This is a genomic window from Streptomyces sp. SGAir0957 (assembly GCF_043523415.1).
In genome coordinates this window covers 177,195-194,768 of record NZ_CP027290.1, presented here as the reverse complement: position 1 = coordinate 194,768, position 17,574 = coordinate 177,195, and the positions used below count along the sequence as shown (strand labels likewise).

Annotated in this window: 12 protein-coding genes; 8 read left to right on the top strand and 4 right to left on the bottom strand. The window is 71.7% G+C overall.

Going from position 1 to position 17,574, the window contains the following annotated elements; all coding sequences use genetic code 11:
- Positions 1 to 36: 36 nt before the first annotated feature.
- Genes C1N81_RS01300 through C1N81_RS01280 form a run of 5 tightly spaced genes read left to right on the top strand, consistent with a single transcriptional unit; the run spans position 37 to position 3,742 of the window.
- Complete coding sequence (locus C1N81_RS01300) at positions 37 to 615, top strand: GtrA family protein (RefSeq protein ID WP_394425836.1); 579 nt, start codon at positions 37 to 39, stop codon at positions 613 to 615.
- 54 nt (positions 616 to 669) lie between these two features.
- Positions 670 to 912 carry a phosphopantetheine-binding protein gene (locus C1N81_RS01295; RefSeq protein WP_394425833.1) on the top strand — a complete coding sequence of 81 codons (243 nt, stop codon included), beginning with the start codon at positions 670 to 672 and terminating at the stop codon, positions 910 to 912.
- Positions 909 to 2,150 (top strand): beta-ketoacyl-[acyl-carrier-protein] synthase family protein, encoded by a 1,242-nt coding sequence (locus C1N81_RS01290; RefSeq protein WP_394425832.1) that lies wholly within the window; start codon positions 909 to 911, stop codon positions 2,148 to 2,150. Before C1N81_RS01295 ends, C1N81_RS01290 begins: the two co-directional genes overlap by 4 nt.
- Positions 2,151 to 2,163: 13 nt before the next feature.
- On the top strand, positions 2,164 to 3,087 hold the full coding sequence (locus C1N81_RS01285; RefSeq protein WP_394425830.1) for an alpha/beta fold hydrolase: 924 nt from the start codon (positions 2,164 to 2,166) through the stop codon (positions 3,085 to 3,087).
- Between the two features lie 28 nt (positions 3,088 to 3,115).
- On the top strand, positions 3,116 to 3,742 hold the full coding sequence (locus C1N81_RS01280; protein WP_394425828.1) for a histidine phosphatase family protein: 627 nt from the start codon (positions 3,116 to 3,118) through the stop codon (positions 3,740 to 3,742).
- A 184-nt stretch (positions 3,743 to 3,926) separates the two neighbouring features.
- Here C1N81_RS01280 and C1N81_RS01275 read toward each other — a convergent pair whose 3' ends face one another.
- Both C1N81_RS01275 and C1N81_RS01270 read right to left on the bottom strand, forming a co-directional pair.
- The gene (locus C1N81_RS01275; protein ID WP_361075653.1) at positions 3,927 to 4,316 is read right to left on the bottom strand and encodes a DUF6009 family protein; all 390 of its coding nucleotides are present in this window, start codon (positions 4,314 to 4,316) and stop codon (positions 3,927 to 3,929) included.
- A gap of 148 nt (positions 4,317 to 4,464) precedes the next feature.
- A complete protein-coding gene (locus tag C1N81_RS01270; RefSeq protein WP_394425826.1) occupies positions 4,465 to 6,087 on the bottom strand; it encodes a DNA primase family protein in 1,623 nt (540 codons plus the stop codon).
- A 1,070-nt stretch (positions 6,088 to 7,157) separates the two neighbouring features.
- Here C1N81_RS01270 and C1N81_RS01265 point away from each other — a divergent pair.
- Positions 7,158 to 8,939: a hypothetical protein gene (locus tag C1N81_RS01265; protein ID WP_394425824.1), complete on the top strand. Its 1,782-nt coding sequence runs from the start codon at positions 7,158 to 7,160 to the stop codon at positions 8,937 to 8,939.
- A gap of 44 nt (positions 8,940 to 8,983) precedes the next feature.
- Here the strand turns inward: C1N81_RS01265 and C1N81_RS01260 are convergent, their stop codons facing one another.
- Positions 8,984 to 9,616, bottom strand: coding sequence for a hypothetical protein (locus C1N81_RS01260; RefSeq protein WP_394425823.1), 633 nt, complete (start codon positions 9,614 to 9,616; stop codon positions 8,984 to 8,986).
- Positions 9,613 to 10,539, bottom strand: a complete 927-nt coding sequence (locus tag C1N81_RS01255; protein ID WP_394425821.1) for a ParA family protein — start codon at positions 10,537 to 10,539, stop codon at positions 9,613 to 9,615. The genes C1N81_RS01260 and C1N81_RS01255 overlap by 4 nt, the downstream gene beginning before the upstream one ends.
- 4,254 nt (positions 10,540 to 14,793) lie before the next feature.
- Between C1N81_RS01255 and C1N81_RS01250 the strand changes: the two genes are divergently transcribed.
- Both C1N81_RS01250 and C1N81_RS01245 read left to right on the top strand, forming a co-directional pair.
- Positions 14,794 to 15,792 carry a bifunctional DNA primase/polymerase gene (locus C1N81_RS01250; RefSeq protein ID WP_394425819.1) on the top strand — a complete coding sequence of 333 codons (999 nt, stop codon included), beginning with the start codon at positions 14,794 to 14,796 and terminating at the stop codon, positions 15,790 to 15,792.
- Positions 15,789 to 17,522 carry a DNA primase family protein gene (locus tag C1N81_RS01245; protein WP_394425817.1) on the top strand — a complete coding sequence of 578 codons (1,734 nt, stop codon included), beginning with the start codon at positions 15,789 to 15,791 and terminating at the stop codon, positions 17,520 to 17,522. The genes C1N81_RS01250 and C1N81_RS01245 overlap by 4 nt, the downstream gene beginning before the upstream one ends.
- Positions 17,523 to 17,574: the final 52 nt, after the last annotated feature.

Genomic DNA, 17,574 nt, shown 5'->3' with positions numbered 1-17,574 from the left:
CCTCCCTCCCCCCCCCGCTCCCGAAAGGACACCGCCATGAAGTCGTCGACAGCGCAGGCGCCCGCACGCGCGGCCGCGTCCGCAGGGCCCGGGGCGATCGCCTCCTTCGTGCGGTTCGTGGGGCTCGGGGGCGGGGTCGGGGTCCTGGCCGGCCTGGCCGTGCCGGTGGTGGCCGAGGGTGCGGCGGTGCCCTGGGCGGTCGCCAACGCCGTCGTCACCGTCGTCTCGACCCTGATCTGCACCGAGCTGCACGCCCGGTTCACCTTCGCCAAGGGGCGCCGCGCCAGCCTGCGGGAGCACTGGCAGTCCGCCGGATCGGCGAGCGCGGCCTACCTGGCCACCAGCCTCGCGGTGCTCCTCCTGCACCTCGTGCACCCCTCCCCCGGCGCGCTGACCGAGCAGGCCGTCTATCTCGGCGCCTCCGGTCTCGCCGGTGCCGGACGGTTCCTCACACTGCGGCTCTACGTGTTCGCGACCCGTACCCGGACTCGTACGCGGACCCGTACTTGCTCTCGAATGTGGAGAAGCGGTTCGCCAGAACATGCGCAATCCGGTGGCTCGAAAGGGTTCTTGCCGGGTCCCGCGGGCGCCCGGGAGTGCGTGGGCGTTGCCTGACGGCCGGGCGGGAGTTAGTCAGGAGCCTTTGCAGCGCCGAGTAGGGAGCAGCAGTTGCTGGAGACGACCGCCGACCATGTCATCGACCTGCTGGTGCGGATGTTCCGGCTCACGCCGGGAGACGTACGTCCTGACGTACCGCTGTACCGGCTGCACATCGATTCGCTCGAACTGGAGGAGCTGCGGCTCATCCTGGAGGATGAGCTGAGCTGCGACCTGGAGGACGTGCACCTGACGTCCCGCAGCACCGTGCAGCAACTCCTCGACGTCGTCCGCGAGAAGGCGGCGGTCGCATGAGGCCGGGGACGCGGGGACCGTCCGCCGTCGCGGTCACCGGGATCGGGCTCGTGACCGCCGCGGGACGCAACACCAAGGAGACCTGGCACGAGGTCACCACCGCGCGCGTGCCCTCGGGCGTGCGCAGGCCGGAGTCGCTGCGGGACCTGCCGTGCGACTTCATGTACGTGGTCGACGGCCTTGATCCGGAGACGGAGCTGGGGCGGGAGATCCGGCTGATGGACCGTTTCGCCCAGCTGGCCGTGATCGCCGCGCGGGAGGCCGTCGCCGACGCCGGGCTCACCCCGGAGACCTGGGACGGCGCCCGCGTCGGCGTGGCGATCGGCTCGGCCCACGGCGGGCTGCGGTTCTACGACGAGCAGCAGGCCGTGCTCGACGGGCGCGGGCCCCGCCGGGTCTCCCCCAAGGTCGCGCCCGTGACCGTCCCCAACAACGCGGCGGGCAGCGTGTGCCGGGACCTCGGCGCGCGCGGCCCGAGCCTCGCGGTCTGCACGGCCTGCGCCTCGGGCAGCGACGCGATCGGCACGGCCCTGGACTGGCTGCGCGCCGGACGCTGCGACATCGCCGTGGCCGGCGGGGCCGAATCCCTGGCGTCGCGGCTCGTGTTCGCCGGTACGTGCCGGATGAAGGCGCTCTCCACGCGCGTGGACGACCCGGCCGCCGCCTGCCGCCCCTTCGACGTCGACCGGGACGGCTTCGTGGTCGGCGAGGGCGCCGGGCTCCTCGTCCTGGAGGACCCCGAGCACGCGCGGGCCCGCGGCGCCACCGTCCGGGCGCAGGTCGCCGGGTACGGGGCCTCCAACGACGCCCACTCCGCCGTCGCCCCCGACGAGCACGGGCGCGGCATCGAACGGGCGCTGCGCGACGCGCTCGCCGACGCCGGGGTCGCCGCCCGCGACATCGGCCACGTCAACGCGCACGGCACCTCGACCGTCATGAACGACCTCGTCGAGAGCGCCGCCCTGCACCGCGTCCTCGGCGACGGCCCCCTCGTCACGTCCACCAAGGCCATGACCGGGCACGCCCTGGGCGCCTCCGGCGGCATCGAGGCCGCCCTCACCGCGCTCGCCCTGGAGGCGCAACTCGTGCCGCCCACGGTCAACCTGGACGTCCAGGACCCGGCCGTGCCCGTACAGGTGGTGGCCCGGAACGCCCGCCCCGCGCGCCTGGAGTGCGCGGTGTCCACATCGCTCGGATTCGGGGGCCACAACGCCGCCCTCGTGCTCGCCCGTGCCTGAGGTGAAGGAACGCATGCTCACGGAATCCGTCCGCTCCCTGACCGTGGACGGGCTGTCCTACGCCTACCGGACCGTGCGGACGGGCACGGCGACGACCGAGCCCCTGGTCGCGCTCGGCGGCGCGTTCCAGGGCATGTACGACTGGGCGCAGATGGAGGACGCCCTCACCGACGTCGCGGACCTGGTCACCACCGACCTGCCGGGCGCGGGCAGCTCCGACATCCTGCGGCCCGAACACGGCATCGAGCTCCTGGACGCGGCGCTCGAAGCCGTCATCGACGACCTGGGCGTCCCGCGCGTCAACCTCTACGGCTACTCCTACGGTTCCGTCATCGCCTACCGGTACGCGCAGCGGCACCCCGAGCGCTGCGCACGGCTCGTGCTCGGCGGCGTCCCCGCCCGCGTCACCGACACGGCGATCGCCCGCGGCAGGGACGCGGGGCGGCTCATCGCCGCCGGGGATCTGGAGCGGTTCGCCGACGGGATCGCGGCGGAGATGTTCTGCCTGGACGAGGAGCGCTACGTGCACCGCCGCGACCTCGCCCTGCGCTTCTTCCGGCGCTCCCTGCTGCGCGTCGCCCGGCGGCCGCACGGCGACCACCTTCTCGGCCACGCCCTGGGGATGCACAACAACCCCGTCGGCGGTCTCACGGGCGTACCCGCGCTGGTCTTCGGCGGCGAGCACGACACCATCACCACCCTGGAGCAGCAGCGGGTCTTCGCCTCGTCGATCGACGGCAGTCACTTCCTGACGGTCCCCGACTGCGACCACATGATGATGCTGGAACGCCCGGACGCCGCGATCGCCCTGGTCACCTCCTTCATCACGGACACCCCGGCGCCCGCCCACGCGCTGCGCCCGGTACCGCGTATCGCTCAGCGCGACCGCCGGGGCCGGTCCGCCGCACTCGCGCAACCCGTCACGCAACGGAACTGACGGGGACCGGGGAGGCGTCCCTCCCCGCATGCAAGATCGATACCTGTATCTCGCCCGGCACGGCGCGGCCGTCTCCGAGGAGGGCGGCCTCACCGGGGCCGGGCGACGCCAGGCCGAACTGCTCGGGCGGCGGCTGCGCGGCGTCCCGCTCGCGGCCGTGCACCACGGGCCGCTGCCCCGCGCCGCGGAGACGGCGCGCCTGGTCGCCCGCGAGCTGGACGGGGTGCCGCTGCACGCGTGCGAGGCGGCCGGGGACTACGTGCCCCACGTCCCCGGGCGCGACGAGTTGCCGTCCGCTTCGGCCGACGGTCTGCTGGCGCGCCTCGCCCCGGTGACGGAGCGGGAGCGGGCGCACGGCGCGGAGCTGGCCCGGCGCGCTCTCGCCGGCTTCACCGGACCGGCCGACGGCTCCGCGGGGGACGCGCCCCGGCACGAGCTGGTCGTCACGCACGCGTTCCTCGTCGCCTGGCTGGTCCGGGCCGCCCTGGACGCGCCCGCCTGGCGGTGGCTGGGGTTCACGCCCGCCAACGCGGCGCTGACCGTGATCCGTTACACCGGGACCCGCCCGGCCGCCGTCCTCGCCTACAACGACCAGGGCCACCTTCCCGAGGACCTGCGCTGGACCGGCGTCCCCGCCCCGCTCCGCACGCCCTGAGCCCATGAAAAAAGCTCAACGTCGCACACGGGGGGATGCGACGTTGAGCGAGGTCCACGCTAGCCGGGTCGGGGTGCCTTCCTGACCCGGGTTTCGCGCAGACGGCGGGAAATGATCCACCGGAAGCCGTGTACGCGGGCAGTCTCGGCGGTGGCGTTCACCGCATATGGCCGAAATCGGGGGTTCAGGAGCCAGCGGGCACTATGTCCGCGGTGCCCTGGGAGCGGGCGGTCTTCTCGCCGACCTTGCCGGGTTCGATCGTGCTCGGGTCGACCGCTTCGAGGGGCGCGCCGACGATGTACGGGCAGTCGGGGTCCTCGGGGCAGTTGGGCCGGTCGTGCGGCAGCAGGTAGAAGGTGCGCCGGGCGAAGAGGCCGCTGTCGGAGCTGCGCGGGGCGCGCGGGGTGAGGTTGGTGTAGCCGATGAGGCGGCCGTCGCGCTCGTAGCGCGGCTTGCCCTTGCGGGTCCTGACCTTGTCGAGGGCCTGGCGTACGTAGTCGAGATCTTCCGGGTCCTCGAGCCAGACGACCTCGGCCTCCTGGGCGAGATCGCCTTCCTGCGGCATCGCGCTCATCGGGCCTCCTGTGTCCGGGCGGCCGTGCGGCGGCCTGTCCTTGTGGTGTGCGAGCGGCTCTGACCTGCGCGGGCGGGGCGCGCGCGGTCACGGCGGCACACTCCATCGTACGGTCGGCCGGTGGGCGCTCCCAGTGCGCCTGAGATGCTCACGGTGCCTTTCCTGCCTGAATGTCGCTTTCGTCGGGATGCTCGGGAAGCAGGGCGAGGCCGGGGTAGAGCTTGGACGCGTTGCTTTTGATCATCTCGGCGGGTGAGGCCAGGCCGAGCTCCTGGCGGATGCGGCTGGCGAAGGCGCGCGGCGTGGAGGCCCGGATGGACTCCTCGAAGCACCAGCGCCCGTAGGTCTCGTAGAGGAGCTTCTGCTCGACGCGCAGGTCGGCGTCGGCGCCCTTCACGCAGCGTTCGCCGATGAAGCGGCCGATATGGTCCTCGGTCGTCTCGTAGGCGGCGGTGGCGATGCGTACGGAGGCGGGCCCGGTGAGCGGGTCGCGGGTGGCGAGGTACTGCTCGGCGCCCTCGATGAGCCACTGCAGGATGCCGGGTCCCTCGTCGGCGACGAGCTCGGCGGCAAGGTTGTCGATCTTACGTTCGTTGGGTACGCGGCGCTCGAACGGGATGATCCTCATGCGCCGCCAGAAGGCGTGCCCGCCGGTGCCGACCTCGGGGCGGTGGTTGCCGAGCAGCCAGAGCTTGTGGGTCGGGGTGAAGGTGAAGAAGTTCTGCCGCATCCGGCGGGCCGTGATGGTGTCGCCGCCGGTGAGGAGCTTGACGCGGGCCTCGTTGAACTTGTCGTTGGGCTTCAGCTCGCTGCACACGACGATGCGGCGGCCGTGCAGCTCCGTCAGCTCGGTGGAGTGCTCGGTGAACTTGCCCTTCTCCATGAGGAAGCCGAGCGGGGCGGCGTTGGCGTAGTCGCCGAGGATCTGCATGGCGACTTCGAGGAGCACGGACTTGCCGTTGGCCCCGGAGCCGTAGAGGAACGGCATGACCTGCGCGCCCACGTCACCGGTGATCGAGTAGCCGAGCAGCAGGTGCAGGAAGCGGATGACTTCCTGGCCCTTGTCGTCGTCGCCGAAGGTGTCGGTGAGGAACCGGGTGAAGCGCGGGATCGGCATCTTCTGCGGGGCGACGGCGGTGGCCCGGGAGTGCATGTCGGTGAGCGGGTCGGGCTTGCGCAGGGTGCCGGTGCGCAGGTCGACGACGCCGGCGGGGGTGCACAGGGCGTAGATGTCGCCGTCGAGGACGTCGGGGTCCAGGCGCAGGCCGGGGGCGGCCTGCGCCTGGAACAGCAGCGCCTTGAGGCCGGTGGTCGACTCGGAGTGGCGGCGGTGGGCGGCGAGTTTGGAGGCGGTGAACCGGCCGCTCGGGTCGTGCTCGGCAAGTTGCTCGGCCATGTCACCGGCGGCCCAGACGGCGGCCTCGTCGCCGCCGGTGAGCTTCCAGCGGTAGGTGTCCCAGGAGTGCCAGCCCATGCCGATGACGTAGCGGAACTGGTCGCGGTAGAGACGGGCGAAGAGCTTGGCGTTGCCCCGGTCGGAGAGGGAGTCGGGGAGGAGTCCGTCGGGGGCCGGGACGGCCGCCTGGGGGGCCGCGGGGGCCACTTCGAGCGTGGCGGTCGCGGCGGCGGGGCGGGCCTCGGTCTGCTGGGCGGGCAGGCTCGGGCCGGGCGCGGGCTCGGGCGTGCCCGGCGTGTCGAAGTCGAACGCCTGCTGGCGGATCTGTTCGGCGGCCGTTTCGGCGTCGAAGCGGATGTGCTGCTCGGCGCTCATGAGCGTCCTCGGGGGTGGAACGGGCGCGGGGCGCCTGCGGACAGAGCGGACTCGATCGTGGACGCGCGCGGGTCTCGCTCGGGGGCGCCTGGCTCCGGGCGGGGGCGCGTGAGGGTGGGCCCGTCGCCGGGAGGGTCCGGGACCGTTGCCGGTGTCGCGGACTCGCGGGCCAATGGATCGTCCTTGTCGGGCTGTTCGGGGCGTACGGGAGGCAGGGTCCCCGGCAGGGAAGACCTGGTCGGGGCGGGTGCCGGCGGGATCAACGGGGCTGAAGGGGCTCAGCTTTCAAGTTGACGGCCCGAGCGTAGCCCACGGTGACGGGGTCCCGAGGGAGGGGGCTTTGCGTGTCGGAACCTTCAGCCCCTTCAGCCCCACACCTGCGCGCGGGGCTACGGGGCTGAACCGCGTCCAGACCCGCGGGAGGGGCTCAGCCCCTTCAGTCCCGCACCGAAAAATAGCAGGTCAGACGGGGTAAGCCCAAAGGGTACGGGGCTGAAGGGGCTGAAGGTCGTAGTTATCAGCTGGCTAGAGCATGGAGGTCATACAAGCATCTTTACAAGCACTCTTATACGCGCGCGCATAGGAACACTCTCTCCACAGGTGATAACTACAGGTCTCAGCCCCGTCAGCCCCGCTCCTCGCGGGAGCACCGCTCTGACCTGCGGCTTTACGGCGGGGCTGAAGCGGGGCCGAACGCCCCGGCGGGCTTCGGCCCCGTTCAGCCCCGCGACAGGCCGGGCGCGGCGCCGGGTTACCACGTACGCATGACATCGACTCGGGTGCGCGTACGCCCGGGACCACCACCGGGCTCGCACCTGCCACAACCTGGAGCTTCAGCCCCGTCAGCCCCGTACTCCTCGCTAGACCCTGTCTGACCTGGGCGTATGGCGGCGGGGCCGGAGGCGTGGGCGTAGGGCTCGAACGCCTGAACTGCCGTGCGGCGCCGCACCGGGGCCCGCCGCGCACCGGGCAGGGGCGGGCACGGGACAGCCGAGGGGGCCGACGGCGTCCCCGATGATGAGGACCGCCCGCGCAACTGATCATTCAACGCTCGGAGTACGTACATGGCGATGGATGCCCCTACGCAGCAAGACCGCGACCGCGGCGACGACGGCCGCGATCAGGACCGTGAGCACGACCGCGCCGCCGGGCGGGTGTGGGTGCTGCGCCTGGACCCCGACGGCCGCCCCGCCGCCGGGACGGTCAAGCTGTCCTGCTCGCGGCCGGCCTGCCAGGACCGGCGGCTCCCCCACGCCGCCGCGGGCCGCAAGGCCGCGGTCGACCACGTCAACCAGCACCTCTCCCAGATCCGTGACGGCGGCGGCCCGCGCGGCGACGCGCTGTGCGGCTGCCGCGCCGCCGACTGCGCGTGGCACACCCCCGATCCGGGCCCGCTCCCCGGCCGCCGCGACACCGCGCGGCCCGTCGCCCAGGCGATGCGGTGCGGCGGCCCCATGGTCCTCTCGGTCTACGCGGACCGGGCCGGGCGGCTGTGGCGGATCGCGGAGACGTGCGCCCGCTGCGCCGCCGCCACCGGCGGCCGGGTCCTGGACACGGCCCCTCCCCCGGCCCCCTCGTCGCACCACAGGGCCGGGCCCGGCCGGGAGGGCGCCGGGAGCTCTGAAACCGCACCGGACGGCGTCACGGCGGTCTTCTCGGACCACCGCGGCCCCTCCCCCGCCCCGTCGGCGTCCGCAGCGCCGCTGTTCAGCTCACCGACCCCCGCTGCCGCGGCCGGCCCCGGTGCCGCCGACGTGCCCCGCGCCCGGGGCACCACCCCGGCCGGTATGCCCCGGCGGGCGCGGCGCGGCGGGAAGATCGCCCAGCGGACCGTGCCGCACGACCTGCGGCCCGACGCCCTGCGGGTCGAACTCATCGAACTCGGCGACGCGTTCCGCGCCTACCAGAAGTGCGCCGAACCCGATCTCGCGCGCCTTGCGCTCCTGCACGAGCGCAAGGCCCAGGCGTTCGCCTCGTGGGCCGACGTCACCGGCGACCGGTCGCTGCGGGCCGAGGCGCAGCGCGCCAGGAGCGCCGCGCAGACCACGCGGGAGATGTACGAGAACCGGGTCGGCCGCCCCTTCGACGGCGCGGGCGGCGAGGGCGGGCCCGTGGTGGAGCGGCTGCTGACCCGGGGTCAGGCCGTCCAGGCGCGGGCCGTCATCGACCACGTACGGGACCACACGCCGTACCCCGACGCGGAGGCGCGTCTCGCGGTGCTCCTGCTCACCCTGCGGGCCGCGCGCGCGGGGACCGGGAACGTCACCGGGCAGGACGTCACCGGCTGGCTCCTGGACGAGGCGGAGCAGGTGTGCGAGCGGCTGGTGGCGGCGGGCTGGCTGCGGCTGCCGGGGAGCATCGCGGAGTTGCTGGAGTCGCGGCCGGAGGACCCGACGTCCTTCACCGTTCCGACGCTGCTGCCGACGGAGCCGCGCCCGTTCACCTTCGGCAAGTCGACCCGCTCACGGCTTTCGGGGTGGGCGCAGCGGACGGTGGGCGACCGCAAGATCCGCAAGAGGAAGCTGGGCGCCACGTGCCGCCTGCTGGCCCTCTACACGGCCGCCCACAGCGCGTTCGACGGGACGCTGAGGCGACCCGGGCCGGACGTGTCCGACGAGAACGACCGGGACGACCGGGAAGGGCACAGGGACGGGGCCGGGGGCGGCGGGACGGGCGGCCTGGCCCTGGACCAGGCCGCCGTGTTCTGCGCCCTGACCGCAGATCAGGTCGCCGAACACGCCGAGCTGCTGGTCACCGCCGACTGGCTCGCCGAGGCCGAGGTCGACACGGCGGCAGGCCGCCTGCGCGGCAGACTCTCCCAGCGAGTGCTGCCGCTGGGCGCCCTGGTGTAGCGGGCGCCCAGCGGCAGCGCCGCCCGACGGAGAGGAACGAGAGGCTACGCGTCCCGGCGGCCGGGCAGGTACTGGTCAAGGACGACCGCGAGGAACTTGGTGTGGTCCGGAAGGCCGGACTCGGCGACCAGCTGGTCGATGATCCCCTTCTGCGCCCGCGTCGGCTTGTACTGCAGCTGGACGGGGCCGAGGCCGCGCAGGTCGGAGTCGTCGGGCTTCACCGTCACGGCGAACAGCTTCGACTGGAACTTGGGCTCCCGGCGCGCGTCCTGGACGACCTCCGCGATGCCCTTCTCGGCGGCCGCCTCGACGGCGAGCAGCACGATCTGGGTGTGCGTGATGTCGTTCTGCTTGCGGTACTTGCGAAAGCGCGCGGCGACGTTCTGCGACACGTAGAACCCGACGGGCTTGGCCGTGTCCGCGTCGCTCAGCGGCTCCGGCGCGGGCTCCGGGGCGCTCTGCCGTGCGGGCTGCGGGATGACCGTGGCGGGCGCCGCGACGGCCTGCGCAGCGGGAGCGGCGGCGGGCGCGGGCGCGGCCGCGGGTGCCGGGGTGGCCCAGCCGGCCAGCGCCGAGGACGGTGCCCCTCCCCCGCTGAACAGGTTGCCGACGCCTTCGTCGGACATGCTCTGCTCGTCGTCCTCGTCAGTGCGCTTCTTGCCCTTGGGCGGGGTCATGCGGCGGCTTCCTTCCTCAGCTCGAGAGCCCGAGCGAACATCTCTTCGGTGAATCCTTCATAGTCGGCCGTCAGGCCCTCGACGGTCTCCGGCACGGACCGGTCCCCGTCCCTGCGCCGGTCGGCCAACTCCTGCACGAGCAGGCCCCGCTTGCGGACGAGCCGTGCCACCGACTCCGTGTGTCCGATGAGGTGCTTGAACATGTGCGCGTCCTCGCCGAGCACCTTGCGCACCTGCTGGCGTACGTCGGCGTGGATGCCGGTGTACGTCCGCCCCGTGTCGAACAGCAGCACGCCGAGCAGTTCCAGGTGCGGGTTGAGCTGGCTGACGAACCGAACGTAGGAGAACTCCAGGCCGATCTGGGCCAGGCCGTCCTCCGCGCCGCCGTCGCTCTTGACCGGGATGACCAGCCAGCGCGCGGTCGACAGGGCGAGCCGCTGCAGGGACGGGTTCTCCGGCGGGGTGTCGAGGATGATGATCTGGTACTGGTGCGCGATCGGCAGCAGGCAGTGCAGCAACCGCAGGTAGGCGTGCGGGCCTTCCTTCGCGAGCAGCGTGTGGAAGAAGATGCCGAACTCGTCGCCGAGGGCCGGTCCGCCCATGACGACGTCGAGGTTCTCCCGCACGTTCTCCCGCGGCTTGAGCGGGGTCCCGGTCCTGAGCGACTCGAGGAGGCCCGCGCCGCCGTCGTTCCATTCGGCCCGCTTGTAGCCGAGCTCCCGGGCGATGTTGCCCTGCGCGTTGCAGTCGATGATGAGCGTGCGCAGACCGCTGCGCGCCGCCTTGCCCGCGGCGTTGGCCGAGACCGACGACTTCCCGACGCCGCCCTTCCCGTTGCCGAACATGAAGATGTGCGACAACGACGCCCACGGGATCGGAGGCAGCTGCGTGTGGCTGCCGGGTGCTGCGAAGGGACTGGACATGGGTCCTCTCAGTCTGTTCAGGCCCGAACACGGGTGAAGGCACGGATGGCCCGGGTAAAGGTATGTCGCTTTTGAGGTTGTTCGTGCGGCGAAAACTTCTCTCAGAACGATCCTGCGCTCAAAAACGCTCCGACACGGTGCCGAGTACCCCCTGGAACCCCTCCGTGGGGCTCCCTGAACGCCGCCGGACCACCGAAACAGCAGGCCACAGGGGGTGCGCTCGATAACAGCCACACATGTGCGCCCATGGTGCTCACCACCTGCTCTCTCACTGGTCCACCTACCTTGCCCCACACCGCTGTCCGAGTGTCCTGTCCTGCTTGGTGCACATCTGACGCCCCCGCAGAACCAGTCATGTTCGGCAGAGTTGTGGCGCGTGGGGATCGTCAGACTAGCAGGGGTACGTACGCACCCGTGAGAGGACACACCGACCTTCTGGCACGCGGGCGAAGAGGCGGGTGAGTTGTGGTGCCGGGGGGCGGGCCTGGTACCGGGTCAGTACCCGTGCGGATGCAGGGGCTTGCGGCGCCGCTGGTACGGCTGGGAGCAAGCACGCCGGTCCACTGGTGGGTGGGCGGTCGGGGCGCTCGGCGCATACGCGGGGATGTGGCGGGGCCGACCGGTCCTTGGGTGTGCCGGGGCGTGGGATGGCGTGCCCGCTCCCCTGTTCGCGGGGCGACTTGGGGTTGGGCTTGCAGTTGTGGTTGCGGTTCGGCTTGCGTACGGGTTTGTGGGCCGGGTCGGCTGGGGGCGGTGGAACCTGCCTGCTGGCCTGCGCGGTGGGGTACTTGCGGTGAGGCAGGCGGACGGGGTGGCTGGTCCGTGGGGCGTCAGGTGCGCGGGTGGGCTCGTACGCCGGTCCGCCGCTCGATGGGCGAGTAGGCGCGGGGTCCTGCGCGCAGGTCCATCGGCGTGCGTGCCTCGCGGTGCGTGGGCCGTTCCGCTGGCCGTCTGACGGGCGGTGGGGTGAGCAGGGAGGCTGTTCCCTTGGCGGGCGTGTTGGCCTGTCGGCCCGTCAGCGGGTAGGCAGCCGAGTAGGTCCGCAGATGAATTGGGGAACCTGTGCGCGCTTTCCTTTGCGGTTCGGCCGCGAAGTCGACGAACAGGCCGGTGCGCGCGCCGATGCACGCTCTGGTGCTTGTGCCTGCGCACCTTTGCATCCGCGATCCGGTGTACGAACTCGCCCGCGTACAGACCCGGGAACTCATGACCGGCTTGATCACTGCTTGCATGGGCGCTCGGACAGGCGCTCCGGCACATGTGCCGACAGGGACACTGACCTACAGGCCCGCCCGCAAACTGATTCACCTCGGGGTAGCGATGCCAGTCAATACCCGGGCCTTGGTCCGCATGTACGTAGCGGCCTGCTTCAAGGCATGGACCGTTACCTGACAGTTGGCAGGTGTCGAGGTCGAGAGCAAGGCTGCGTGCACGGCGTGATTCACCGCCTTGCTTCAGATTTGCACGCAAGCTTGCTCCCATGTTTGCAGCGATGTTTGTTTTGCCTGGTCAGAGGCCGTTTTTCAGGTCAAGTTCGCTCGCCAGCTTACGCCATGAGAAATCGGTTGGAGGGTAATCGGCTCGGCGTGATGATCCATCACCTGACGCTGCGGTGGTGGGTCAGGAAGGTGCCCCGTCCTGGATGGGTGCGGGGTAGGTATCGCATGGATAGGGCTCAGCGTTGGTGTCCTATCCCAGCTTCTTGCATCCGGCTGGGGCAGGGGCCTGATCATCCAGGTAGCTGTCTTGCCAGTGACGGCGTCGCGGGGGCAGACGGGCGCTGCATGTGGGGGACCGGCAGGGCTGAGGCGTGTCTCGCCTGCGGTTCTGAAGCGCGCGGATAAGTTCCGAGACGCGTCACCGTTGCTGCCGGTGTTCGCGGTTGGCCTTGCTCAAGCCGCTGGTCCGTGCAACGCCTTGAACGAGCGCGGCTGGCTTGCTCATAACGCTGCTCAGGTCGCCTGCCCAAAGGTGCGTGACGGAGCCAGCCGGAGATGCCACTTGCGGCTGCGGGACTGGGCAGCCCTGCTTCGTGGTCCGGCTGGCTGCGAGGGGAGGAGGGCGGGCGGAGCTCGTGTGCGCCCGGCTGTCGCGGTGGCTCCCGGTCGGCCGACAAAACGGGGCAGCGTCGTCGACAGTCGGGGGATTCATTGGGGCTTGCGTGCGCTGACCACGGGCTCGGGGCCTGCAATGGTGCGCGGCGTGCTGCCGACATCTCCTGGCGGCTCAGCGAGCCGGATGCACGAGAGACACCTCGAACTCGGCCGTAGCGAGCAGCCCGTATTCGGCGGTCGGAAACGGCAGCGGCACGCGGCACGGCCCGGAGACGCAGCGTCCTGGCGCGTACGGACGCCGAGATCGCTTCAGCGGGGCCGCAGCAGCATGGCCGCCCGATGTGCGCAGTGAAGCTCGTCCAGCCTCGTCGGGCTGGGCGGGTGTCCTCCGCGACGCGCACACCGGCCGAAGCCGCGCCGGCAGCGCTCCCGCCGATGTCAGCGGACCACGGCGCCTCCTCCGTCGACCGGAACAACCACCTGCGGTCGGCAGGAGCCACGAGGCAGCCCAGTGCTTGCTCAGCGACGCGGCACCGCCACCCTGTACGCGCACAACCCGGTGATGCTCTCTGCGCGCGCCCTCCCTGGGTGCAAGGGCGTGACGTCGATCCGTGCCATCCGCGACTCCCCGATTCCTCCCGGATGACGGCCTGGCTCGGAGCAGGGGCGGGGGAGGAGGACCGAACTCGTCCTCGAACGAACCCGCGCTCGCGCCACGTCCGAGGACCCGACCGGCGCGGGCAACGCGGCGGCACCCCGGCATCGGCGGTCAACTCGGACTATCCCGTCAGGGGGCGCGCGCCGTGTTGACCCTCGGCCTCGAACTGTCGACACAGCAGCCGCCCAGGCCGCCGGAGCCCGACCGACCCGAACGAGGGACCTGAAGCGGCCCGGGCCGCGGGAGACCCCTCGCGGCTGCCTCTCGCGGCCCCGGCCGGCGTCGCAGTCAGAGGCCGATCTGCCCGTGAAGTCCGGACGCCCCAGACCCGGCGGGACGCTCATGGGCTCCGGAGTGGATCGTCCGAAGCCCGGTTTCGCGTTTCCTCGTCGCCGCTCTCAGAGGCTCTGAGAGAATTGTTTGAGCTTTCAAGTAATAGTGGGGCGGGGGGCAAGCGTGGGCGGGGGAGGAACGGGCAATCTCGGTTCCGTTCCGCGTCGCCACTCCTGGCTGTAGTCCCTCGGTGACCCTCAGCGGCCCTCAGTGGCGTTCTGCGGGCCTCTCATGCCCTCTCGGGCGTCCCGGGGCCCGGGAGGGGCTCGGGGGCGTTCCTGGCGGCTCAGGGGGCTTCTGAGGCTGACGGGGTTCTTCCGGAGCCCCTCAAGAGCCGCCCCGCACCCAGGCGGCCCCTGCAACCACACCGCCCGCAGCACCCGCAGCATCCACAGCGCCCGCAGCACGACCCGCACCCCGGCCCCGGTCCCGGCCCCGGCCGCGCAGCCAATGGGTCCAGACCACTTCGCCGCCCCGCGCCCGCCACCCTCCGCCCGCCCAAAAGACGGCCCAGCCACGGGACTGAAGCGGGCGCGCCGTTCGGTCCCGCTTCAGTCCCGCTTCAGTCCCGTTCAAGAAAGCCCAGGTCACAGCCTTGCGCCCGGGCCGGTCTGGCTTTTTACGGGACTGACGGGACTGAACCCCCTTGTTCCTAATCATGTGTGTGTGCGTATATGCGCGCGTACGTAAGGAACACATAAGGACACGTACGTAGCTTATAAGGGGGAGGCTCAGTCCCGTCAGTCCCGTGATTTTTGGGGGGAACCGCTCTGACCTGGGCTTTCGTCTACGGGACTGAAACGGGACTGAAGCCCGTGCGGGACTGAACGGGTCCGGGGGAGTGCTTCAGTCCCGTGGACCGACGCCCGGGATGGGGCTGTTAGCCGGGAATGCGCGGTATGCCCGTACGCGGGACTGACGGGACTGTAGTTTCGACGACGCGCGGGGGCATACTGGGCGGGCCCTCGGGTGCGCTAGTCTCGGCAGCGCATTGTCGGAAACTCAGTCCCTTCAGTCCCGTTGGCCGTCGGGAGACCCCCGCTGGCCATAGGTTTTGTCAGGAACTGGGCGGCGACCAGCCAACCTTTGACCAAGGACTTCCGAGGACTAGTAGTGCCGCGTCAGCCAGCGCCGAGCCCGCCGGCCCCGGAGGGGGCCACGGAGCAGCCCCACGCTGTCGCCCGCTGGTGCGCACGGGCGGGGTGGCCCGTGCATCCGCTGGCGCCCCGGCAGAAGACGCCCGCCGCCAACTGCGAGGCCTGCAAGGTGGCCAGGCACGCCCCGGCGGAGTGTCCCTGCATCCGGGCCGGGCGCTGGTGCCACGGCTTCCACGCGGCCACGACGTCCCTTGAGCGGATCGACGCCTGGTGGGGCGCGCAGCCCAGGTTCGGGGTCGGGGTCTCCTGCGGGCCCGCCGACCTCGTCGTCATCGACGTGGACGCGCACGCCGCGCAAGTACCGGACCGCTCCCGCCTGTTGCCTGGTATCCCGATCGGGCCGAAAGTGGATCTAGCCGGTCTGGCCACCGGTTTCGACACGTTGGCACTGCTGGCCGCGCTGCGGGGGTTGCCCTCTCCTGCCGAGGACGAGGGCACGCTGCGCATTCGAACACCATCCGGGGGGCTGCACATCTGGTACCGAAATCCGCATCCGGGGACCCGCTACAAGTCGTCCACCGGATCGAGCCCGAGAACAGCCCTCGCCTGGCAGGTCGACGTCCGTTCGGACAACGGTTACATCGTCGCGCCCGCGACCCGTACGAGCGCGGGGCGCTACACGCGCGTCGGGGAGGCCCGTACGCCCGCCCCGCTGCCGCCGTGGCTCGCCGACGAACTCGCCCGCACCGGGCATGTTCCCGGGGCTCAGGAGCCGCCTCAGGCCCGTTCCGCCGCCCCGGTGGCCACACGTGTGCCGAGGCGGCGCGCACCGGCCGCCGCCGGCCGGATCCTGGAGCCGCTGCTCGCGGAGGTCACGGCCTGTGCGGCGACGCCGGAGGGGGCCAGTTTCACGGAGAAGCTGAACCGGGCCGCGTACGCCGCGGGCGGTCTGGTGCACGGCGGGCACCTCGCGGAGGCCGAGGTGCGTGACCTGCTGGCGGCCGCGGCGCGACAGGCCCGGCCGCACCAGGAGCGACGCAACCTCGCCGTCATCGAGTCCGCGCTGTCCGCAGGCGCCCAGCGCCCGTTCCACCCCCGAGGACGCTCATGAGCAGCGACGAGCAGCCACCGCCACCCCGTTTCGACGCTGTCGCCGCCGCCGCGCAGATCCGGCAGGAGAGCTTCGACCTGCGCCTGGACGGGGAACTGGACGCCGTCGGCGACGACGGCGACGGCGGCGATGTCGGCGACCTCGGCGGCCTCGGCCCGGACGGGGAGCCGGACCGCGCCGGGCGCCGCCCGTCCGGCGTACCCGCGCAGCAGGACCGGTCCCGCGCCACGGACGAGGGCGAGGTCCCGGTCGAACACGCCGCCGTCGTCGACGAGCGCGTCCCCGACGACGGGCTGTTCCCCGACGAGCTCACCGACCGCGGCAACGCCAAGCTGTTCGCGCGCCTCTTCAGCGACCGCTTCCGGCACGTCGAGGGCCTCGGCTGGTACTGCTGGGAGCAGTACCGATGGAAGCGCACGGGCGGCGAGAAGGCGGCGCTGTGGGCGGCCGGTGACATGGCCGAGCAGATTCCGGCCAGCGACCCGCGCGGCCTGTTCAGCAACCGCGACCTGCTGATGCACCGCAGGCGTACGCAGTCCACCGCCGGCATGAAGGCGCTCCTGCACCAGGCGCAGGCCGCGCCCAGCCTGAGCCTGGACCCCGACGTCCTCGACGGCGACATCTACGCCCTGTGCACCCCGGCCGGGGTCGTCGACCTGAAGACCGGCGCCCTGCGCAAGCCCGACGCGCTCACCGACATGCACTCGCGCGCCACGACGGTCGCCCCGCAGAAAATGCCGATCCCGCGCTGGGACCGCTTCCTGCGCGACACCTTCGGCGACGACGAGAAGGGCCTGGAGACCACGCGCTTCCTGCATGTGCTCCTCGGCTACTCGATCACCGGCGACGTCGGCGGCCAGGTGCTGCCGTTCCTGTACGGCTCCGGCGCCAACGGCAAGTCCGTGCTGCTCGACGTCATGACGCAGGTGCTCGGCGACTACGCCAACGCCGCGCCGCCCGGGTTCCTCATGGAGAAGGGCAAGTTCGCCGAACACTCCACCGAACTCACCGAGTTGCACGGGCGGCGGATAGTGGTGTGCAGCGAGCTGAAGCCGAACGACAAGTTCAACGAGGCCCGGGTCAAGCTCCTCACCGGCGGCGACAAGATCACCGCCCGCCGGATGCGGCAGGACTTCTTCTCGTTCACGCCGACCCACAAGCTGTGGCTCCTGGGCAACCACCGCCCCGAGGTCGGCACCGGCGGCCACGCCTTCTGGCGCCGGATGCGGCTGATTCCGTTCGAACGTGTCGTGCCCAACGAGCGAAAGATCGACAACCTTGCCGTGGAGCTGGTCCGCGACGAGGGCCCCGGCATCCTGCACTGGCTCATCGAGGGCGCCAAGCGGTACCTCGACACCCGCGACCCGCTGCACGGCCCCGTCTCGGTGCGCCTGGCGACGGCCGCGTACGAGACGACCGAGGACCACATCGGCCGCTTCATCGGCGAGTGCTGCACCAAGGGCGAGGACGGCCGCCCCAACCCCGACCTGCGGGTGGAGCAGAAACTGCTCTACGAGACGTACTGCCGCTGGTGCGCCGACGAGTCCATCAGGCCCTCCTCCAGCCGCGCCTTCGCCAGCCGCATCCGGCAGGACCTCGGCCTGGCCTCCCCGGCCGAAATGATCAAGAACAACGACCGCAAGCTCTACCCGGGCCTCGCCCTCCTGCCCGACGGTGCGCACGGCGCGCACCCCGACTCGAACACGCAGAGTGGGGGAGGAGGCCGGTGAGACGCGTGAGGCCTGACATCGCCCTGGGCGGGTACGGGTGCTGCCCGTACCA